Genomic DNA, 20,621 nt, shown 5'->3' with positions numbered 1-20,621 from the left:
AACCGCGGGTCTCTACACGCCTGGCATGCTCAGTATTCGAATGTCTCCACCCGTCGCAGGATCTCCTCCGCAATCTTGGCGGGACTACCGCCCACGTCGACGACGATGGCCTGCTCGTCCGGGTCGACGGCCTCGAGCGTCGAGATCTGGGAGTCGAGAAGCGAGGCGGGCATGTAGTGATCGAGGCGCGCGGTCAATCGCTGGCCGATCTGATCCCGCGAACCGGCGAGGTGCACGAATACGACGTGCTCACCGCGAAGCACGTCGCGGTAGCTGCGCTTGAGTGCCGAACACGTGACGATGCCCGGCTGACCGGCGTCGGTATGGCTCTTGATCCAGACGGCGATCTTGTCGAGCCAGGGCCAGCGATCGTCGTCGTTCAACGGATGCCCGGTCGCCATCTTGTCGATGTTCGCCTGCGGGTGCAGATCGTCGCCTTCTTGAAGGTCCCAGCCCATCGCTCCGGCGAGCATGCCCCCGACCGTCGACTTTCCCGAACCCGAGACACCCATCAGGACGAGCACGGGATACTGCTTCTGCTGTGCCGCTTCGCTGTTCATGTGCTCGCCTACCTAGATGAATGCGCTCAAGACGAGCACTCCGGCCAGGCCCGATACCGAGATGATGCATTCCATCACGGTCCAGGTCTTGAGATTCTGTACGACGCTGACGCCCAGATACTCCTTCACCAACCAGAATCCGGCGTCGTTGACGTGCGAGAGGAAGAGCGAGCCTGCGCCGATCGCCAAGACCATCAGCGAGACATGTGCGGACGAGAGGTCGGCCGCAACCGGAGCGAGGATGCCCGACGCCGTCACCGTTGCCACCGTTGCCGAACCCGTTGCGACGCGGATCAATACCGCTACCAGCCAGGCCAGGAACAGCACGGGAAGGCTGCTGCCCTTGATCGCGTCGGCGATCACTCCGGCGATACCGGTGTCGATCAGGACCTGCTTGAAACCGCCACCGGCGCCGACGATCAACAAGATGCCTGCGATGGGAGGTAGGGAACTCTCGAGTGACTTCGAGATGGCCTTGCGGTCCATTCCGCCGCCGCGACCCAGCAGCACCATTCCGACCAGAACCGCGAGACCCAAAGCCACAACGGGTGTTCCGAGGAAGTCGAGGACGGATTTGGGGAGTGCCTCGGAATCGGGTGCGATCACGTCGGCGAATGCCTTGCCCAGCATGAGAACAACCGGGAGGAGGATCGCTGCGAGAGTCGCCGCGAACGAAGGGCGCTGCTGCTTCGCTTCTTCACCTCGATCTTCGCCTGTGACAAAGAGATCCGGAACCTTCACGTCGACCCACCGCGCTGCGTACTTGCTGAAGACCGGACCGGCGAGAACAACAGTGGGGATCGCGACGAGGACACCGAGCGCGAGCGTGAGGCCGAGGTTTGCGTTCAAAGCCGAGACTGCAACCAGCGGCCCGGGGTGCGGGGGAACCAACCCATGCATGGCCGAGAGGCCGGCGAGGGTGGGGATCGCGATGCGCATCAGGGACAATCCGGATCGCCGCGCGACGAGGATGATGACCGGCATCAACAGAACGAGACCGATCTCGAAGAACATCGGCAGACCGATGACCGCGCCGACCAGAGCCATGGTCCACGGGAGTGCCTTGGTGCTGGAGCGGCCGACCAGTGTGTCGACGATTCGGTCGGCACCACCGGAATCGGCGAGGAGTTTGCCGAACATCGCGCCGAAACCGATCAGGATTCCGACGCTTCCCATGGTCGATCCGAAACCGGTGGCGAATGCTGCAACCGACTCTGCCGAACCGAGGCCGGCCGCCAGACCGACACCTACCGCGCCGATGGACAGCGCGAGGAAGGGATGCAGGTCGAGCCAGGTGATCAGCGCGATGATGACCGCGACGCCGGCGACTGCAGCGATGATCAATCGTGCGTCGCTACCAGCGGGGACGACCTCGGCCGCCAGCAATGCTGTGGTGTTCATAGGGACTCCCAGTCCGATGAGTGATTGAGGTCACTGTTCCTTAATTAACCTACAATTTCAAGAGCAGACACTAATTTGTAGTATTTATTCGCCTTGCACCGGGCTTACTCCATACGCATGGGACGATCTACGTATGCCTTCTGTCCCGTTTCAGCAGTTACACGACTCGATGCTGGAACAGCTCGGCCAAGACATAGTCGGTGGCGTTCTCGCCCCGGGAACCACGATCTCCGCCGACGAGGTGGCAACGCGCTACGACGTGTCGCGAACCGTCATCCGCGAAGTTGTCCGCGTTCTCGAATCTCTCGGATTGGCTTCGGTTCGTCGACGCGTCGGAATCACCATCCTGGGCTCCGAACACTGGAACTCGCTCGACCCCAATGTCATCCGCTGGCAACTGGCCGGTCCTGATCGGTTCGAGCAGCTTTCGATCCTGAGTGAACTCCGTTCCGGTATCGAGCCCCTGGCGGCGCGACTGGCCGCAACTCGCGCAACACCCGAGCAGTGCGGCGCGCTGACCGCAGCCGTCATCGGCATGTCAGCTACCTCTCGCGCTGCCGATACCGGTGCCTATCTCGGCCATGACTCCGACTTCCACCGCACCCTGCTCGCCGCCTCCGGTAACCCGATGCTGCGGGCGATGTCGCAGATCGTCGTCGAGATACTCGAAGGCCGCACACGCCACTCCTTGATGCCCCACGAGGCCGACCCCGAAGCGATTCACCTGCACGGAGTGGTCGCATCAGCCATTCAGTCCGGCGACGCCGACGCTGCAGAAACCGCGATGCGCTCGATCGTCGCGGAATCCGCAGAAGCGGTCGAAACAATGCGCGAAAGCCCCGAACCGCCGCCTCATCTGTAAGTCGAGCCACAGACTCGCCGGAATTGGCCCGCAACTGCTCCGCAAGTGGAACGCTTGGCGCCATGACAGCACTCGCTACCCAGAACAGCGCACTCTGATGGCCCGCCCGGTACGCGTCGTCGTCCTCGGTGCCGGATCGTGGGGAACCACGGTGGCCGGCCTCGCTGCCCGCAACACTCCCACCCTGCTGTGGGCACGAAATTCCGAAGCGGCCGACGAGATCAATTCGCAACGGACCAACTCCAAATACCTTGGTGAGCGCAAACTTCCCAAGGGACTCAAGGCAACCTCGGATCTGGTCGAAGCCGCTCGTGAAGCGGACGTACTCGTATGTGGGGTGCCTTCGCACGCCGTTCGCGCCACCCTCGCCGAGATCGCCAACGAGGTTCGGGCGTGGGTCCCGGTGTTGTCACTGTCCAAGGGCCTCGAGCCCGGCACCCGGCAGCGCCCCACCGAAGTGATCGCCGAGTGCCTGCCCGGCCATCCCGTCGGACTGCTCGCGGGCCCCAACATCGCCAAAGAGATCGTCGACGGCATGGCCGCGGCATCGGTCGTGGCCACCCAGGACGATCGCGTCGCCGCCGCGCTGCAACCCCTGTTCGCGTCGTCGGTCTTCCGTGTCTACCGCAACACCGACGTGCTCGGCTGTGAACTCGGCGGCATCCTCAAGAACATCGTTGCCATCGCCTCGGGCATGGCCGACGGCCTGGGAGTCGGGGACAACACTCGTGCGATGGTGCTCGCGCGCGGTCTCGCCGAAATGACCCGACTCGGTGAAGCGATGGGCGCCAACCCGCGCACCTTTGCCGGCTTGACGGGCGTCGGCGATTTGATCGCCACCTGCATGGCTCCGACTTCTCGCAACCGTCGCGTCGGCGAAGCTCTGGCGCAGGGATTGACCGTCGAGGAGGCGGTCGCCAAGCTCGGCCAGGTCGCCGAGGGAGTAAAAACTGCCCCTACCGTCATGGATCTGGCTCGCGAATACGGAGTCGACATGCCGATTGCCGCGGAGGTCGAGGCCGTCATCGGTGGTCGCCAAAGTGCCAGCGACGCATATCGCGGACTTCAGAAGGTTGCCCCGGGCGGCGAGCACGAGGTGGCGTGAGGAAGATCTACAGGTATCTAGCGATTTGGCTAGATACCTGTAGATCACCCGAGATCACGGAATTGGAGCGTCGACGAAAATGTCGATAGCCAACGGTGACTGACCGCCGTACTGCGAGAAGTCCGAAATCCCCGCCTCGCGCAGGACATCGACGTCGAGCACCGTCCGACCGGTATCCGTGCCGGCGGGACGTCCGAGAATCTCGATAGCCGCATCAGCCATGATCTCGGGTGAACGCGAGTGATCGATACTTTCGTCTCCCCCGAGCAGGTTTCCGACGGCCGCCGTGGCGATCATGGTCTCCGGCCACAGACAATTACTCGAAATCGGTGCACCTGAATACTCCGCGGCGATACCCAAGGCCGCCAATGTCATTCCGTATTTGGCCAGCATGTAGCCCGGATGAGCACCCAACCAGTGCGGCGAAAAGTTGAGCGGTGGCGACAGCGTCAATACGTGCGCGTTGGCCGAAACCCGAAGGTACGGAAGGCACGCTCGGGTGAGCGCGAAAGTGCCACGGACGTTGACCTGCTGCATCAGATCGAATCGCTTCATCGCGAGGTCTTCGGTTTTCGAAATGTCGAGGACGCTCGCGTTGTTGACCACGATGTCGATACCACCGAAGTGCTCTACCGCTGCATCGACGGCGTGCGCGATGTCGTCGTCGTTCCTCACGTCACCGACGACGGGAACGGCATGACCCCCAAGCTCGTTCAACTCGTCCACAGCCGTGTGGATTGTTCCGGGCAACCGGGGGTCAGGCGTATCGGTCTTGGCGAGCAACACGACGTTTCCGCCGCGGCGCGCTATCGCACGGGCGATGGCAAGTCCGATGCCACGGCTTCCCCCGGACATGATCGCGGTTCGTCCGCGGAAGTTCTTGTCGTCCAAAACGAATCCTTGTCATCGTCGACGGTCTTCGTCGCTGCGGTTGTGGCCGCGGGAAGTCCCGGCACGACCACTCGTCGACTTCCACGATATGAGCGCCTTCACGCGATGACTACGGCCGCGGAGCATCAATAATCGTTGATCAGTTGTCCCGTCAGGACAACTGATCAATGCGGTCAGCCACCCACCGGGCGCAGGATCCACCATCCGCCGAGCACGAGCACCGCGACGTTCACGAGCAGAAACAAACCGACCCAGACGATCGCGGGTATCGGTGAGAGCCTGGCCAATTGGTCGGCGTCCGAGTCCGGTGCCCCGCCTCGTCGCATTCGCTGCCGTTGAAGCTCCACGACCGGGCGTGGTCCGGCGAAAAGCAGGAAGAGCGTCAAGAAGTAGGCAGCAGCCACCTGCTGCTCCTGGGTCCCCCACCAGACGAGTCCGAACAACACGGCTCCCACCACGGCAAGTGAGAAGACTCCGTAGAGGTTTCGGATCAGAACCATCATCACCGCGATCACGAATACGCCGATCCACAACACCGAGACCGCACGCTGCGCGCCCAACAACCCGGCCGCGCCGAGTCCGAGAATCGACGGTCCGACGTACCCCGCGAACGTCATCAGAATGACGCCGAAGCCGGTCGGTTTGCCCGACGAAATAGCGACACCCGACGTATCCGAATGCAGGCGAAGACCTTTCAACCGTCGACCGACCAGGACGGCGACAATCAGATGAGCGCCCTCGTGTGCGATGGTGACGACGTTACGGGCGATCCGCCACAGGTGTGGTTCGAGAACAATGATCACGGCGATCAACGCGGCCAGTTGAACTACCCACGCCGGTGGGTTGGGACTGAGCGCCGCCACCCGATCCCACGCGGTTTCGAGCGCGTTCACTCCGCTTGTCCGCGCAGGTATCGGCCGAAGTGAGGGACCGTGAATCCGATGGACCCACGTTCTGCCGAATAGATCAGTCCCTTCTTGATCAGTCCATCGCGTGCCGGCGAAAGGGAAGCCGGCTTGCGCCCCAACTCGACGGCGATCTTCGCGGTTGCGACGGGTCCGTCGTCACCGGCGAGATCGGCCATGGCGCGCATGTACTCACGCTCCGCGGGCGTTGCTCGCTCGTACCGTGATCCGAAGAAGCCGACAGCGAGTTCTTCCTCAGCCGTCGGCGCGCCGACGCGCACGTCTTCCGACGTGATCGGACTCGACGCCGCCACATCCCACGTGGCCTTTCCGTAGGCCTGAACGAAGTACGGGTACCCGTCAGCCGCTTCGTAGAGGGCGTCGAGCGCGGATTCGGTGAACTCGACGTCCTCACGCTCAGCAGGCGCAATCAGTGCCTGATCTGCAGCTTCACGCTCAAGGCGGTCGATCCGGTGGTAGCTGAACAGGCGCTCCGAGTAGCTTTTCGACGCCGACAGCACAGCAGGCAGATGCGGAAGCCCCGCCCCGACGACGATCAACGGTGCCGCGTCCTGACTCAACTCGTGGCAGGCCCCGCAGATCGCCGAGACATCCGCGGCACCGAGGTCCTGCATCTCGTCGATGAAGATGGCGATCCCGACGCCGACATCCCTGGCCAGCGACGACGCGTCGAGCAGCAACTCGACGAGGTCGATCTCGATGTCGCCGCTGTCTGCCCGACCCTTGATCGCGGGTGCATCGATGCCTGGCTGCCAGCGCTCGCGCATTCCCTTGTCCGCAGTGGCGCGTAGGGCAAACGATTTGAGGACTCCGAGGAACTGCTCGACCCGCTCGGGATCGCGATGGGAGACCGCGATCTCTCGGACTGCCATGTGCAGCGCCGACGAGAGTGGGCGTCGTAAATCCTGATCGGGGCGCGCCTCGATCTTGCCGGTCCCCCAACTTCGGGAGATCGCGGCCGAACGCAACTGATTGAGCAGGACGGTCTTGCCGACGCCACGCAAGCCGGTGAGGACAACACTTCGTTCCGGGCGGCCACGCGCAATTCGCTCGAGAACGACGTCGAAGGCGTCGATCTGCTTGTCGCGCCCGGCGAGTTCCGGCGGGCGTTGACCGGCACCGGGGGCATACGGATTGCGCACGGGGTCCATGCCCATCGACGGTACAAGCCGAGTAGACGAATATCCCGCTCTCTAGCGCGTGTCCTAGAGAGAACTAGGAACCGCAATATCGGCTCGACCTTGTCGAACCGGGCTCCGGCATCGTCGTCTAACCGTCCAGGCTCGACGCTCGGGCGAAGTCCCCGGCCACGTGGGCTCCAATTGCTCCGGCCAGAATGATCGCCGGATGCGTCGCGGCCAGATAGAGCCCCGACACGCCTTCGGCGAAGCCCAGCAGCGGGCGGCCACCACGCGGGATGGGACGGTCAGCGACTACCGCCTCGATCAGTTCCACTTGGTCACCGTCCACGAGCTGACTGCGGATCGCGTGCAGCGTCGGCCCCGCAAGCTCACGAGCATCTCCGGAGAACCCGGCCGGAACATCTTCAGCCGCAATCAGTGTCGTTTCGTCCAATTGCCGGATCTCGAAATCCGGAGAGGACAGTATTCCGTTCACCAATGGGTGGGGCGTCGAGAATCTGATGAGGCAACACGGGGAGGCGTCGACCTCGACGTCGACTCCCGCCGACGCCGCGAGTCCAGGGATCGCGGTACCCGCAGCGAGCACGGTGGCCGATCCGTAGACGGGACCGTCGGCAGTCATTACTCCGTACACTCTCATGCCCTCCGTGAGCACCCCGCGCGCACTGACATCGGAATACACTGTGGCACCGCACTCTTCGGCACCTCGCAGGAGCGATCGAGCGAACGCAACCGGGTCAACGCCACCGTCATCAGGCGCGTACGCTGCGACCGAGGGGGCCGTCCGCAATCCCGGCTCACGAGCAAGGATTTCCTCTTTACCGACGAGGTCGACGGGATGGCCGAGTGCTCGATGAGCATCTACGAACGCTCGAGTCTCCGCTTCCGTCGCTTCCCAGGTGATCGCGCCTCTGCGGCGCAAACCGATTGGCTCGACGAGTTCGCGCTCCAGGCGGTCGAATTCGACTGCAGCGCCTTGCCGGAACGGATCTGAGTAAGTTTCTGCGGCACTCTTCGAGAGGCCGACCCAGGCAAAGGAGTTGCCGGTCACCCCTCCTGCCACCGAGCCGTGGTCCAGCACCGTGACTCGGAGACCAATGCGCGCCAGGTGATACGCGATCGACGCGCCGACGACACCGGCACCAATCACCAGGATCGGACTGTCGTTTCGGCCATTCGGATGCGTCACCAGTGGACCATATCTGCGAGCCGCAACCTGGATCCACTCAATTTGGATGCGAGGACTTCGGCGGTTAACGGAGGACTAGGCCTGTTCCCGCTCGGCGTACATCGGGAACGATACGGTGTGCTCATGCTCTGGCGTTGGTTCGCAGTCGTGATCGTCATCCTCGCTGTTGCCGGCATTTGGCACGTGACCATCCCCGATCGACCAGTTGCCGTAATAGTCGACGCCGAGACGCTGGGGTGCGCGACCCCGTATCCGATCGGCCCGCTCCAGACGACATCAACGGCGACGGTTCCAGACGATTTCGTACCCGTCGCCGCAGTCACGTGCGACCCGTTTGTCAGCGACAACGTGGCAGCCGACCGAACCGTCAGCTTCTCTGCTCATCGTTGGGAGGGCGATTTCAGTCGGGCGGTGGAAATGCTGAACCGCTCGTCCGCGCACAAGACTTGGTTCCCCGAAGGCTGCGGTGACAACTACAGCCTGGCTGTCCTGGACCAATTCTGGTTGGTCGACGATCGAGGCCGAGCAACTCGGCCGGGGTATCCCTCCGATTCGTGTGGACTGCCGAAACCCGGTGGCCTGGCCGCCATCAAGGAACTGACACCGGTCGGCAGTACCGAACACCGAATAGCGTTGTCCGACGACCAGATCTACGAACTGTCGCATTGTCGGCCGGCCTACCGACCAGCCACAACAGGTACCACGGCGCTGACGTCGCTGTCGGCGGGCAGCGTTTTCTGCCGATTCTCCGCCACCGAATTCGTAGGCACATCGTCTACGACGGAAACCTTCGACGGACTTTCACCCGCTCCCGACTGTGACGCGGTGGCCACCGAGGTGGCGTCGACGATCTACGTGGACCGTCCTACGAACGAGGAACGATTACTCACCGTCGAACTCGACGGCTGTCGGCGCGTCATCGCCGACGGATACGCACCGATGCAAGCGTCGGACGAGCTGTTGGTGTCTTTCCGGTAGTGCTGCGCCACAATGCAGTTGATCTCCCGCCCGGATGCGTAGGTCCCGATGTGACCAGTGACAGCCCGCAATCCTGTCAGGCGCCCGGGAACTGAAGGTGCGCCTGGGTCTTTCCCAGAACCGTCTGGCCCTTGTGCATGACGGTGACATCGATACGCACAGTCCGCGTTGTGGAGTCGATCCGCGCGATCTTCGCAGCGATGGAGAGATCAGCACCATCGACGGCATCGACTACGACGGGCCGAGTAAAGCGAGTTTCATACGAGATCACACCGCTCGGGTCACCAACCCAGTCGACGATGGCCTGCAAAGCAATTCCGGCAGTGAGCATTCCGTGCGCCAGAACTCCCGGTAGCCCAGCCGCAGTAGCGATTGCGTCGTTGAAATGGATCGGGTTCATGTCGCCGGAGGCACCGGCGTAGCGAACTAGGTCATCACGAGTGAGGACCAGATCAACCTTCGCGACGATGTCACCAAGGACGAGGTTTTCGAAAACCGGCACGACGGGTACGGTCATGCGCCTTCTCCTCGCGCCAGCAGGGTCGAGGTGACCGTTGCGACCAAAGCGTCGGTCACGTCGTGGATCTCGGAAACTGTCGACAGGATCGCACTGCCTGCTCGCACTGTCACCCCTGTAATCGTCAGTGTCGTAGACAGGTCATCGCCGGCGACTATCGGACGCTGATGCTCGATCTTCTCGGAAGTATGGACCACACGAGTCGGATCGAGCCCAGTATCCGGCGTGCGCAGCAGTGCCATGATCGCTCGCTGCTGGACAACGGTTGTGAATGTTGTCGGCGCGATGACATCGACGAACCCGGCCTCCCTGGCGACACCGACATCATGGTGCAAGGGATTGCTCGAACGCACCGCCAGAGCGAACTCGCGAATCTTTTCGCGCCCGACAAGGTACGAAGACGAGGGAAACACCCGGCCGGCGAGCGCTGGGTTCACAGGAGACATCCCGGAATACTAACGGCGGCCGACTTCGGGTTCATTCGTGGCCTGAGGTCTCGTCGGCCCGAGAATGCGATCGAGGAGACGCTCAACCAACTGGGCCGCCAATTCTGCTGTGGCGTAGCCGGGAAGCATCCCCTGGGCGAGCCCGGCGACAGCCGCCAGAATGAGCTCGGCGTCGAGGTCGGGATCCATTGACGGCGCAACCGCGTCCCGATTGGTCACTCGTTGAAGCTGGCCGGAAATGAGCACTGTCAACTCTCTTGGGGCAGTGAGGGTTTCCTCGGCGGCGATTCCTTGTCCGGTCAGTGCGGCAGCGTGGAAGGCACCGAGAACAATCGCTTCCTCCCGACGTTGTCGATCGAGTGGGAGCATGCCGACAAGGAACGCTGAAATAACCTCGCGGGGTGTCGCTTCCGCGCCAAGAACAGACAACTCCTGCATCAAGCGAGCACCCGCATCCTGACGCACAGCTTGATGCGTCGCGAGAAGGAATTCCCGCTTCGTGCCGAAGTAGTACTGCACAAGTCGCACCGAAATCCCAGCCTCGGCAGCAACGGACTGAAATGTCACCGCCGCGAGCCCACCGTCGACAATCACTCGCCGCACCGCATCGGTGATCTCCCGTTGCCTCACTTCATGGTCGACCAGTCGCGGCATGAGGCCGTCCTTCCCCTTTCGAATGGATGACTTTGACTCGTTAATGATACGCACGTACCGCATTAGTGATACGGTCATACCATCAAAATTGAAAGCAGCGAGAGGGAGGCTCATGCCGAAGATCGGACGATTCAAGAACGAGGCATCAAAGCAGGCGTACGAGAGCATCTACCGAGAACTAGAGGGCACCTGGCCGGTTCCGTCGACACAACTCGACGTGCCGACATCGTTCGGAACCACCCATGTCCGTAGGTCGGGGACCGGCACGGAAACGCCGATCGTCCTGGTGCACTCTCTCGGGGCCAACTGTCTGCAATGGCACATCGTCATCGAGGACCTGTGCCGAGACCGAGTCGTGTACGCAATGGACACGATCGGCACACCAGGCCGCAGTGTCCAGACTTCTCCATTGACCGGGGAATCCGACTTCGCCACCTGGATCAGCGAGGTATTGAACGAACTCAAGGTCGATCGCGTCCACCTGGTCGGCTACTCGCAGGGCGCGTGGCACGCCGTTCTCGTAGCACTGCACGCCCCTGAACGACTGGCGAGTGTGACGCTCATCGAGCCGGGCGGAGTCTTCGACAAGCCCTCGTGGCGCGTACTGCTGAAGATGGTCCGCGCCGGTATACGCCGCACCGACAAAAATATTCGCAAACTCAACGATTGGCTGTCCCCCGGATACGTTCTCGGCGACCTCGAGTTCGCCCTCGCCAAGGAAGCGCTGAACTACCGCCCCGGTGTGGGGTGGGCACGAATGCTCAAAGATGCAGAAGTGCAGTCGATCTCGGTTCCAATGCTCGTAATCTCCGGCGCCGAGACGGTGGTCTCCAACCCCGAGCAGGTGGCCGCGAGGTTAGCTGATCTTGTACCTGAAGCCGAAGTGGAGATTTATGCCGGAACCGGCCACGGAATCCTGGGACACATACCTGATCGGGTAATTCCCCGACTCATGAAGTTCGTCCGCAATCATGACGACGCGAAGCGGACGTGATCTCGCGGACCAGCCGCCGACAAGGTAGTGATGAAGCCGGTCAATCAGCCGGCCAAGGCGGTACAACTGACAGATGAGAACATTCCTCACTGAACTACTGCAGTTTCGGTGAAGGAGATGGTCTTCGTCCACCACAGACCTCCCGCTACGACCAAAATGGCGGCGGCAACGGCCACCATTACCTGACCGCGGCGGTCGGAGTCAGTAGTAATCGAACCGGACTCTACGACGGGTCCCCGCGCGATGCGTACATCGGCGAACGGGAAGCCTCCAACGGCATGTCTGTTCCTGCTGAAAAACTCGCGCAGATACTCGGCGGCAGTGCTTCCGACTACGAGTCCGATCTGACGATCACAGATGCGGACGTACCTGGGCTCGCGGTGACGGCCCGAGGTCGAACCCCTAGCGCTGCCCGAGCATTGGCGACCGACGCCGCCGAAGCTCTCTGTTCGATGTTCGAAGAAGCCAACGCAATGACTTCCGGAGGGTTCACGTTCACCGTCGTTCCACCCGGGAACTGACGGATCTATGGTCAGTAGCGCGGCTGCACCAGGTTTATGCCTGTTCCCGCTCGGCGGCGAGGGCGACCGCCTGTTCAAAGGTATGGACGAGCACTGCACGTCGAGCGACCTTGTGATCCTCGTCCGGTTCGAGTTCGTCAATGTAGCCATCCCACACGCGCAGATATCGATCGCGCCAGTCGATCAGCACTTGCGTCGATGGAAACGTCACACCGACTCGTTTCGTCTGGGCAATATCGGTGAGGATCTCGAGCCACGCCGGCACCATCTCCCCGCCCCATTCATCCGGCTCCAGACTCGAATCGTCTTCGAACTCGGCAGTGATGTCGTCCACGATTCGACCGGTCAGGGCCCCCAACCCATCCGCGACGGTGTCACTGTCAAAGTTCCCCGGACCCCAGACTCCCACAAGCCCTCCCATATCGATTGCAGATAAATTCAGGTCGACAGTCGCGTTCCCGTCGCAGCAGGCCGTGAGCGTGCTCGCAGTCGCAGGTCGGCAATTGCAAATTGGAGAATCTGCCGCCCGCTCAGTCAGAGCTTGCGGTCATTGGCGCCCGCCCAAATCGGACTGTCGACTATCTTCCGAAACTTCGGCGACCCACCGATTGCTGAAATTTTGAGCATCAACCAGTTCCAGATTCTCACAGCCACCTCCGCGTCGTATTTCACCGTCAACACTAACCGACCGACGGGACTCTTTTGGCTACCGGTACACCACCATGCGTCGACCAGTTAGATCAGGTGTGAACTCGAACTGGCGCAACAGATCGCCGGGAGCTGAAGGAGCGCTTGGGTCTTTCCCAGAACCGTCTGGCCCTTTGTGCGTGACGGCGATTGGTTCTGGGTGCATCGATCCGGTCGGAAGCACTGCGATGTTGTCGGCACACGGAATTGCGCTCGGTGGAGATCGAGGATCCGTATCCACGGGTGTCGCAGGCAATTCCTGAAGATTCGTAGGGGAATTAGCTGCGCATCGCCACCCCCAACAGCGATTCCGTCGATCGTGTAACAACCACACGAAGAACAGCCATCGATCTCCGAAAGGAAGACTGATCCGGCGAGACCGCAAGGTAGTGTCACATCTGCCCAGCAAAACTCGCCACGATCTCGAGAAGACGGTCGGCCTTGCCAACTACCACCGCTGACGTTACGACGTTGCTGGGCAGGTGTTTACGAAGAAGGATTTCGCACGCGGGGTACCGATCGCTGATGGGACTGATCACCCCTTCTCTGAAAGATGTTGGTAACGAATCGAACCCCGAGCATAGAGGTGCAACGATTGGGCGAGTTGATTCAACGCCCCCCGGTGTGCGATCTATCTATTTGCGCCAATCATCCTCGGTAACGGTTTAATTCGCCGAACGGGGCCGGGTACTGCAATAGCTGGTCGAGTATTCGATCACGCGTCTTACGCTAAGGAAGGACCGAGAACATGACTGAAGTAATTTCGTGGATTGTCCAGAATCCGATTGGTGCCGTCGTCGCGTTTGTTGCCGACATCGTAATATTGACGATGTCGTCTGTCGCGGGATACTCGTAACCAATCCGCCCGTCCTTCACGGTATTCCTAAGTCGAGGAACTACATTCGAAACGCAGAAGGCCGCAACCGCAGCGCACTGTCGGCGCTCGTCACTGACCTTTCGTGGCCTCATAAGCCCAACTGCGCTGGGTCCGTACTGACGTCCCTCGCGTCGAGTGTCATACCACCAGTTTCAATCAATCACGCCATCACTACTCAGGAGGATTCACAATGGGTTCGATCAACGCATTCAACGAATGGGTCAACCAAGCTACGTATGCGGGCGACCCGTTTGCCACCGCCATAGCGATCGTCCAGTTCTTCGCGGTGAGTCTCGTCAACCTGTTCACCGGCGGCCCCATTCTTTAAAGGAGTCCACTCGGTCCCACTTCTGCTCGGCGTCCATCGCAGCCTGTTCTTCGGCTGTACAGCTCCACACGAAGGGTGCCGGGACATCGCTGACGAGCATGATGTGTAGTTCGGCCTCGCGGATGGCCAGTGAACGCAGTTTTGGACGGTCGATCAGGACGAGTCGACATCGGACCGACTGAACACCGAAGTGCCCAAGCATGTTCGACGCTTGGGCACTGTCGGGCTTGTTACCCGTCAGTCGGGGTGGGCTCGGGGTTTTCCTGGATGTATCGCAGATCGCGAACCCGTACGCTATCGCAATGGACTTGATGGTCTGGATCGTCACGACGCCATTTCTTGCAGCAGCACTGGCGGGCGTGATGCGACGAACGCTGGGGACGAGAGTCGGATGGCCGCGAACCCTTGCGGTCGCGGTGATAGCGCTCTCGGTGGGTGTCCCCCTGTCTGGCTACGCCGCGACATTCGCAGGAATTGCCAGCCAGGACGATCAACTTCTGGTGAGCGTGGGAGTAGCGCTCACGTTCTTCGGAGTTGTCGCACTCTGGGTATTCGCGGCGTGCCTGGCAGTACTGGTCTTCCTCGAAGTTGTCCTTCCAACGGGGTCCATACCCGGCCCGCCAGAAGCATTGCAGCGCAGCCGAAAATCGTGGCGCCGAACGAAGCGGTACGTCCAGATCATGGGCATCGTCGTGCGAGCGGGAGGCGGGCCCGCTCTCCGTGCTGGGCCATCAGCGCCTCAGTTCGGGGATGCACTGGTGGAAGTAATCAACCGGTGCGGTGTCACTTTCGTCAAGTTGGGACAGATCCTCGGCACGCGAGACGACCTCATACCACCCGAGTTGGCTCGCGCCCTTTCTTCTCTGCAAAGTTCGGCACGCCCGGCTGATCCCGACCGTATCGCGGAGCTACTGGCATCGGAACTCGGCGACGCACCAGAGTCGGTGTTCGCGTGGTTCGATGTGGAGCCGTTCGCCGCCGCCTCTGTCGCACAGGTACATTCCGCGCGCACCGTTGAAGGCGTCGACGTTGTGGTGAAGGTTCAACGCCCCGAGGCGAGCGCACAAGTGAGCGTGGATTGCGATATCTTCCTTCGCGTTTCGGCGCTCGCGGAGACCCGTTTTCCCTGGGCACGCGATATCGGAGTTCATCGACTCGCCGGGGGCCTCGTCACGTCACTGCTCGAGGAACTCGACTACCGCACCGAAGCAGCGAACACCGGCGCGATTGCTTCCACCATGTCGAACCGCCCGGATATCGTCGTTCCGCATATCTACCCCAACCTCAGTAGCGGACGGGTGCTCGTGATGGAACGTCTTCACGGCACACCGCTCTCCGACGGTGAGGCCGCGCTCATCGGCCTCGACCGCGACACCCGCAGCAGCGTCGCCAACAAACTTCTTGCGTCGTTGCTCGACGGGATCTTTGTCCACGGGGTGTTTCACGCGGACCTGCACCCCGGCAACATCATGATCCTCGATGACGGCCGGGTCGGACTCCTCGACTTCGGCGCAGTAGGGGTTCTGGACGGCGAGACACGGGTCTTGTTCGCCGTGCTCCTCAACGCTGCCCTCGCAGGTGATCCGGTGGCGACAGTCGACGCGATGCTGATGGCATTCGACGTACCGCCCGAAGTTGATCGCGGAGCACTACGTCACCAGGTGGGCCGAGAGATCACCCTGCTCAGTGTCCAACCCAATGTTTCCATGGCATCGTTCGCGCGAATGTTCACCGTGCTTCGAGAACACCGAATCGGAGTGCCGGGAGACGTCGCCGCCGCTTTCCGTTCGCTCGCGTCTTTGGAGCGCGCCCTCCGGCTCCTGGATCCGCAGATCGACCTCGTCGCTGCTGTTCGGGCCGAAGTACCCCGACTGTTGACCCAGGTCGCCAGCCCGACTGCAGCCGCGCAGGCAATCCTGTCGACGACGGCGGTCACAACCGCGGTGGTCAGGCGCCTGCCTGGTCAGCTCGACCAGATCGCGACCTCGATCGCGTCGGGAAGCTTCACACTTCGCACTCGCTCGGTCGCACACCCCGACGACAGGCGATGGCTACGACGGTCGGCGAACAACGCCCTGGGTATGGCGGCGGGAGTGACCGCGCTGATTGTCGCAGCGATCCTGCTGTTCGTACCTGGCGGACCACAACTCACACCTCAGCTGTCGGCCTACGCACTCGTGAGCGCTGTACTGGGCTTCGTCGGCGTCGTTCTGTGCATGCGGACCGTGTTCCGTTTGTTCACACTCGACAACAGGTAACCGAGAACTGATCTTCATCGCTTGATCTCGATGTCGTCGAAGTCGAGCGCCAGGAGCGTCGGGCGCGAGAGAACGCGGCCGCCTGGCCCTCTCGGGAGCACACGTCGTCGAGTGGGAAACGTGAGACCGTCGAACTGACGGTGATGGTCGCAGTAGAGAGCAGCTTTCGCCCAGCTGCCTACCGGTTCGGCGACGAAGTCGTGACGGCGGATGAGGCCGCCGTTGTCGACATAGAAGGTCTGCTGCCGGCAATGAGTATCGATCGCCGGCGCGAACGTTGCCTGAAGTCGTCGCCATTGCTGCCCGGATTCCTGCCAAGGTTCGGCTTCGGTGACAGTGATGTCGTCGCGGGCGAGCAGCAGCGGTGCCGTCATATAGTTCCAAAAGGCGTAGCCGGCGAAGTAAGCGGTGTCGAGTGCGTCCCAGTGGAGGTTGCGCCGGACTCCACTCAACCCGAAAAACGCTGAACGTGGGTCGGTTCGACTCCCGAGTTCTTCGCCGTCACGAGTTTCGATCCGCACGACGCCCTTGTCGAACACAGCGCACTCGCCGACACGCGGAAAGTCTTGGAGGACAGTGCGTTGCTCGGCGACTTCAACCTCGACCGTGAACTTCGCCAACTTGTTGCCTGGGAAGCGCTGGGGCAGCAGACCGCCCAAACGTCCCCGTGCCGTGATCGCTGAAACGGACTGCCAATGTTCGACTCCGCCATGTGCGGTGAGGACTTCATCGAGTAGTTCGTTCATATGTCGACGCTCTCCGTCCCCTGACGGAACTGTGGAAATCAGCGATCAGACGGACGCGTAGTTGTAGTTGCGTTCCTGCCGCGGTACCACTGCCACCCCGCGGTGATGATGACAGCGCCGGCAAGAGACCCGAGGATGCCGCTCGGGCGCAATGATAATCCGTCGCCTGCAATCAAACTCACGAGCAATCCGCCGACCAGCGAACCACCGATTCCCGCGATGAACGCGAAGGTCCAGTCCACTCGTGCGGTCGTTTTCCCCAGAATCAGCTGGGCTCCCGCTCCGATGACGATCCCGAACAGGAGTATTCCGATGATGAGCATGAGACAAGGCCCTTTCGTGGAGTGACGACGCAAGGCGCGAACGACTTACTCTGCACCATCTTTCCGGTATGTCTCTTATGTCGTGGTGAAATCCGTGTGAAAGATCGTCGTCGCCCACTCCACGCCGCTAGGACGACGCCAGTGTCGTCGCCCAGCGGTAGTCCGCCTTACCGGCCGGGGTTCGCTTGACTTCATCGACAAGCACGATCGTGCGCGGCACCTTGTAGCCGGCCAACGTCTTGCGGCAATGTTCCTGTACCGCTTCGAGAGTCAGCTCGTCGGATCCGGGGTAGGTCGCGATCACCGCTGCGACCTGCTGCCCCATGCGCGCATCGGGTGCGGGAACAACGAGCGCGTCGGAGATCGCCGGATGTGCGTGAAGGGCAGCCTCGACCTCCTCGGCGAAGACCTTCTCGCCACCGGTGTTGATGCACTGCGAGCCACGGCCGAGGAAGACAATGGTGCCGTCTGCTTCCACCTTGCCCATGTCGCCGAGCACCGAAAGGCGGGTGCCGTCGGCGCGGGTCGGGAACGTGCGGGCGGTCTTCTCTTCGTCCTTGTAGTACCCGAGCGGGACGTTTCCGATGCGCGCGATGTAGCCCACGTCGTCGGAGCCCGCTGGAATCTCTTCGAGGCGCTCGTCGACCAGAATCATGTTCGGCGAGGGCGGCATTCGCAGATTGCCCGCCTCGTCGATGGAGAAGGCGCCGTCGTTACCGGACTCGGAGGCTCCGAAGTTGTCCCGCAGCAGCAGGTCCGGCTTCACCGCCAGCATGCGATCCCGCACGCTGGTGGACCAGATCGCGCCACCCGAGGTGATCGAGAACAGGGTGCTGAAATCGACCTCGTCTTTGCGTCGTTCCATCTCGTCGACCAACGGCAGTCCCATGCCGTCGCCGACGATCAAGATCACCTGTACCGAATCCTTCTCGATCGCTTCGACGACCTTCTCCGCGTCGAACTCGCGTCGTAGAACAACTCGCGCACCGAGGGTGAGGAAGGTGAACAGCGAGTACAACGCGGCGCCATGCATCAGCGGGGCAGCAATGAGGAACGAGAGTTCCGGAAATTCCTTTGCAGCACTGGCAATCTCGGCGAGGTCCTGCCGCGCTCCCTCACCGTACGGATTGCCGCCGGAGAGCGGCTTACGGAAGAAGTCGTCATGACGCCACATGACGCCCTTCGGGTATCCGGTGGTCCCGCCGGTGTAGAGGAGGTACACGTCGTCGCCAGAACGAGCGTCGAACTCCCCCACTGGAGACTGTTCACGAGCGTCGTCGAACGAAACCACAGAAACTTCATGCGCTTTTGCTGCTGCGACCAGTTCGGCGTCGACCTCGCCGATCACGATCACCGTCTTCACCTTCGGGCATGCACCGAAGAGGGAAGCAAGGACACGCTGATGCTCGGGGAGTTCCACGACCACCGCGACCGAGTCGGAATTGGTGAAGATGTACTCGAGCTCCGCGGGTGTGTACCGGTAGTTCACGTTGATCGGGACCGCACGGATCTTGATCAACCCGAGGATCGACGTGACATGTTCGACGCTGTTCTTCAGGAACAGGGCTACATGATCGCCGCGCGAGATGCCGGCTTTCGCGAACAGGTTGGCCGTTCGGTTAGCCTCCGCATCCAACTGAGAGTAGGAGAAGTTCTCTCCCTCGTAAGTCAATGCAACGCGATCAGGGACTGAGCCGGCAACGGTCTCGAATATGTCAGCAAGATTGAACTGCATTGTCTTTCCTTTCAGAGTCCGCGCCGCGACATCGAGGCAGATAACCCTGAATCTAGAACACGTTCCATGTCGCCGGAGGTAAAACGGAACGATTAGCTGATCATTACCTGGACCTGACCTTTATCGGTGCGGCGACGGCCGAGGCTGCCCCACCCGACATCCACTCGGCGAGCAAGGTCTGCCACGACCCGCAATGGCAGCGCAGGTAGGTGACCGTCCCCTCGCTGGTTCGGTGCCGGGATTCGACCTCCCAGCGATGGATGCAACCGATCGGCGTGATCTCTGTTTTCTTCATGCAACGAGCATGATGTAATGGCATTGTGCATCTCAACCCTTACGGCGAATATGCGGTGACGCTGGCCGCCGACCTGGCCAATCGAAACCCCGAGACCTTGGCCGAACTCGTCGAACGCTGCGTCGATGCAGGCATCATTCTCGATTTCCCCATCGCCGAGAAGGACCTCGACGAGACCCTCGACCTTCTGATCGAGTGGTCGAAAATCGTCGACATCACGGAGGAGGCAGCCCGCGCCGAACTTGTGAACGTCATGCTCGAGCAAGCGTCGGCGTATCCGCGCATGACCAACCACGCGAACGACGGCTGGCATCTGCACTACCGCGATCCCCAACAGTCGCTCGCCGAGGTCCTCAAGGCACTCTTCTCGGTAGGCACGGCGCTGCACCTCGTCGGCCGCGGTATGCACCGATTAGGTCGATGCACCCTGGACGAGTGCACCAACATCTACGCGGACACCTCCCGCAACGGCAATCAGCGGTACTGCTCCCCCACGTGCGCGAACCGCGACGCGGTGCGGCGACATCGTGCACGCAAGTGAGTTGCACCTACTACGACGTGGGACCCACTACCTCGAAATCCGAGCCACCTTGGTACTCGAACTGAAAGCTACCGCCGCTGCTTCCCGAGCTGATCCGATTCCATGCGTCGATCAAGTCCTGAACCGTGTTGTATCCCAGATCCTCCAAAGATCCTGAGAGACTTCCGGTTCCCGCGCCCTCGAACCAGCCGCCGACCACAACTGCCTGCGGAATCGCGATAGTGGGGTTGGTCGGATCGAGTAGTCGAACGCACGCTCCCGCAACGGCGTAAACCCCGGCCGGCAGATTACCGACGGTCCGCGTGATCGTCTGCCCAGGCGAAACGGCAAACAGATCGAGGATGTTACTGACGGTCGGGTACACCAACACGCCAGGCTGGAGCAGCTTTGCCGGATCACGAATCACGTCGGGGACATCCCTGGCATTGAGGATCGCCACCGTGCAGTTGATGAAGCTGAACCGCGGGTTCGGGTTGGTGACGGTGAAGGTGATCGCATTGTCCGCTGCGCTCACCGATACCGGAGGCGGAAGAATCGCTGGTGCTGCCGACGCCGTCGCCGGAGTCATGACAACCAGTCCCACGACGGCGGCGGACGCCGCGACAATGCTTCCGAGAGCGCGTTTGAATCCACGACTTCGCATTT

The 20,621-nt window shown here is 61.6% G+C and carries 23 protein-coding genes; 8 read left to right on the top strand and 15 right to left on the bottom strand.

Going from position 1 to position 20,621, the window contains the following annotated elements; all coding sequences use genetic code 11:
• Positions 1 to 29: 29 nt before the first annotated feature.
• Both AC2ETI_RS20725 and AC2ETI_RS20720 read right to left on the bottom strand, forming a co-directional pair.
• Complete coding sequence (locus tag AC2ETI_RS20725) at positions 30 to 560, bottom strand: gluconokinase (RefSeq protein ID WP_020909302.1); 531 nt, start codon at positions 558 to 560, stop codon at positions 30 to 32.
• A gap of 12 nt (positions 561 to 572) precedes the next feature.
• Positions 573 to 1,961: a GntP family permease gene (locus AC2ETI_RS20720; RefSeq protein ID WP_020909303.1), complete on the bottom strand. Its 1,389-nt coding sequence runs from the start codon at positions 1,959 to 1,961 to the stop codon at positions 573 to 575.
• 133 nt (positions 1,962 to 2,094) lie between these two features.
• On the opposite strand from AC2ETI_RS20720, the gene AC2ETI_RS20715 reads away from it, so the two are divergent.
• The gene (locus tag AC2ETI_RS20715) at positions 2,095 to 2,823 is read left to right on the top strand and encodes a FadR/GntR family transcriptional regulator (RefSeq protein ID WP_020909304.1); all 729 of its coding nucleotides are present in this window, start codon (positions 2,095 to 2,097) and stop codon (positions 2,821 to 2,823) included.
• A 97-nt stretch (positions 2,824 to 2,920) separates the two neighbouring features.
• The gene (locus AC2ETI_RS20710; protein WP_019745531.1) at positions 2,921 to 3,928 is read left to right on the top strand and encodes an NAD(P)H-dependent glycerol-3-phosphate dehydrogenase; all 1,008 of its coding nucleotides are present in this window, start codon (positions 2,921 to 2,923) and stop codon (positions 3,926 to 3,928) included.
• A 54-nt stretch (positions 3,929 to 3,982) separates the two neighbouring features.
• On the opposite strand, the gene AC2ETI_RS20705 is transcribed toward AC2ETI_RS20710, so the two are convergent.
• The 4 genes from AC2ETI_RS20705 to AC2ETI_RS20690 all read right to left on the bottom strand — a co-directional run bounded on the left by AC2ETI_RS20705 (position 3,983) and on the right by AC2ETI_RS20690 (position 8,076).
• Positions 3,983 to 4,819, bottom strand: coding sequence for an SDR family oxidoreductase (locus AC2ETI_RS20705; RefSeq protein ID WP_046379384.1), 837 nt, complete (start codon positions 4,817 to 4,819; stop codon positions 3,983 to 3,985).
• A 173-nt stretch (positions 4,820 to 4,992) separates the two neighbouring features.
• Positions 4,993 to 5,712, bottom strand: a complete 720-nt coding sequence (locus AC2ETI_RS20700; RefSeq protein ID WP_003940327.1) for a M50 family metallopeptidase — start codon at positions 5,710 to 5,712, stop codon at positions 4,993 to 4,995.
• The gene (locus AC2ETI_RS20695; protein ID WP_021331853.1) at positions 5,709 to 6,896 is read right to left on the bottom strand and encodes an ATP-binding protein; all 1,188 of its coding nucleotides are present in this window, start codon (positions 6,894 to 6,896) and stop codon (positions 5,709 to 5,711) included. Before AC2ETI_RS20695 ends, AC2ETI_RS20700 begins: the two co-directional genes overlap by 4 nt.
• 118 nt (positions 6,897 to 7,014) lie before the next feature.
• Entirely contained in the window at positions 7,015 to 8,076 is a 1,062-nt protein-coding gene (locus tag AC2ETI_RS20690) for an NAD(P)/FAD-dependent oxidoreductase (RefSeq protein WP_400818514.1), read from the bottom strand.
• 123 nt (positions 8,077 to 8,199) lie between these two features.
• On the opposite strand from AC2ETI_RS20690, the gene AC2ETI_RS20685 reads away from it, so the two are divergent.
• Positions 8,200 to 9,054 (top strand): hypothetical protein, encoded by an 855-nt coding sequence (locus AC2ETI_RS20685; RefSeq protein ID WP_019745535.1) that lies wholly within the window; start codon positions 8,200 to 8,202, stop codon positions 9,052 to 9,054.
• Between the two features lie 76 nt (positions 9,055 to 9,130).
• Here AC2ETI_RS20685 and AC2ETI_RS20680 read toward each other — a convergent pair whose 3' ends face one another.
• The 3 genes from AC2ETI_RS20680 to AC2ETI_RS20670 are packed head-to-tail and all read right to left on the bottom strand — an operon-like array spanning position 9,131 to position 10,671.
• Positions 9,131 to 9,571, bottom strand: coding sequence for a MaoC/PaaZ C-terminal domain-containing protein (locus tag AC2ETI_RS20680; RefSeq protein WP_021331850.1), 441 nt, complete (start codon positions 9,569 to 9,571; stop codon positions 9,131 to 9,133).
• Positions 9,568 to 10,017, bottom strand: a complete 450-nt coding sequence (locus tag AC2ETI_RS20675; protein ID WP_019745537.1) for an FAS1-like dehydratase domain-containing protein — start codon at positions 10,015 to 10,017, stop codon at positions 9,568 to 9,570. The genes AC2ETI_RS20680 and AC2ETI_RS20675 overlap by 4 nt, the downstream gene beginning before the upstream one ends.
• 9 nt (positions 10,018 to 10,026) lie before the next feature.
• A complete protein-coding gene (locus AC2ETI_RS20670; RefSeq protein ID WP_021331849.1) occupies positions 10,027 to 10,671 on the bottom strand; it encodes a TetR/AcrR family transcriptional regulator in 645 nt (214 codons plus the stop codon).
• Positions 10,672 to 10,783: 112 nt separating this feature from the next.
• Between AC2ETI_RS20670 and AC2ETI_RS20665 the strand changes: the two genes are divergently transcribed.
• A complete protein-coding gene (locus tag AC2ETI_RS20665; RefSeq protein WP_317830385.1) occupies positions 10,784 to 11,665 on the top strand; it encodes an alpha/beta fold hydrolase in 882 nt (293 codons plus the stop codon).
• Between the two features lie 278 nt (positions 11,666 to 11,943).
• Positions 11,944 to 12,186 carry a hypothetical protein gene (locus AC2ETI_RS20660; protein WP_483634332.1) on the top strand — a complete coding sequence of 81 codons (243 nt, stop codon included), beginning with the start codon at positions 11,944 to 11,946 and terminating at the stop codon, positions 12,184 to 12,186.
• 34 nt (positions 12,187 to 12,220) lie between these two features.
• On the opposite strand, the gene AC2ETI_RS20655 is transcribed toward AC2ETI_RS20660, so the two are convergent.
• Complete coding sequence (locus AC2ETI_RS20655; RefSeq protein WP_223304584.1) at positions 12,221 to 12,520, bottom strand: DUF4259 domain-containing protein; 300 nt, start codon at positions 12,518 to 12,520, stop codon at positions 12,221 to 12,223.
• Positions 12,521 to 13,940: 1,420 nt separating this feature from the next.
• Between AC2ETI_RS20655 and AC2ETI_RS20650 the strand changes: the two genes are divergently transcribed.
• Together AC2ETI_RS20650 and AC2ETI_RS20645 are read left to right on the top strand one after the other, a co-directional pair.
• Positions 13,941 to 14,078, top strand: a complete 138-nt coding sequence (locus AC2ETI_RS20650; protein WP_021345701.1) for a hypothetical protein — start codon at positions 13,941 to 13,943, stop codon at positions 14,076 to 14,078.
• Between the two features lie 302 nt (positions 14,079 to 14,380).
• The gene (locus AC2ETI_RS20645; RefSeq protein ID WP_483634331.1) at positions 14,381 to 16,336 is read left to right on the top strand and encodes an ABC1 kinase family protein; all 1,956 of its coding nucleotides are present in this window, start codon (positions 14,381 to 14,383) and stop codon (positions 16,334 to 16,336) included.
• Positions 16,337 to 16,350: 14 nt separating this feature from the next.
• On the opposite strand, the gene AC2ETI_RS20640 is transcribed toward AC2ETI_RS20645, so the two are convergent.
• From AC2ETI_RS20640 to AC2ETI_RS20625, 4 genes are all read right to left on the bottom strand, one after another.
• The gene (locus AC2ETI_RS20640) at positions 16,351 to 17,082 is read right to left on the bottom strand and encodes a hypothetical protein (protein ID WP_197940819.1); all 732 of its coding nucleotides are present in this window, start codon (positions 17,080 to 17,082) and stop codon (positions 16,351 to 16,353) included.
• A 38-nt stretch (positions 17,083 to 17,120) separates the two neighbouring features.
• Positions 17,121 to 17,405, bottom strand: coding sequence for a hypothetical protein (locus tag AC2ETI_RS20635; protein WP_003939785.1), 285 nt, complete (start codon positions 17,403 to 17,405; stop codon positions 17,121 to 17,123).
• Positions 17,406 to 17,532: 127 nt separating this feature from the next.
• Positions 17,533 to 19,140 carry an AMP-binding protein gene (locus AC2ETI_RS20630; protein WP_483634330.1) on the bottom strand — a complete coding sequence of 536 codons (1,608 nt, stop codon included), beginning with the start codon at positions 19,138 to 19,140 and terminating at the stop codon, positions 17,533 to 17,535.
• Between the two features lie 103 nt (positions 19,141 to 19,243).
• Complete coding sequence (locus AC2ETI_RS20625) at positions 19,244 to 19,435, bottom strand: hypothetical protein (protein WP_021331840.1); 192 nt, start codon at positions 19,433 to 19,435, stop codon at positions 19,244 to 19,246.
• 25 nt (positions 19,436 to 19,460) lie between these two features.
• Here AC2ETI_RS20625 and AC2ETI_RS20620 point away from each other — a divergent pair, with 25 nt between their 5' ends.
• Positions 19,461 to 19,976: a CGNR zinc finger domain-containing protein gene (locus tag AC2ETI_RS20620; protein ID WP_047889055.1), complete on the top strand. Its 516-nt coding sequence runs from the start codon at positions 19,461 to 19,463 to the stop codon at positions 19,974 to 19,976.
• A 10-nt stretch (positions 19,977 to 19,986) separates the two neighbouring features.
• Here AC2ETI_RS20620 and AC2ETI_RS20615 read toward each other — a convergent pair whose 3' ends face one another.
• On the bottom strand, positions 19,987 to 20,619 hold the full coding sequence (locus tag AC2ETI_RS20615) for a hypothetical protein (RefSeq protein WP_483634329.1): 633 nt from the start codon (positions 20,617 to 20,619) through the stop codon (positions 19,987 to 19,989).
• Between the last annotated feature and the right edge of the window lie 2 nt (positions 20,620 to 20,621).

The organism is Rhodococcus sp. MurmanLake-1, assembly GCF_056945715.1.
Note: the sequence above shows the minus strand (reverse complement) of the source record. Positions and strands in the feature narration are given on the sequence as shown.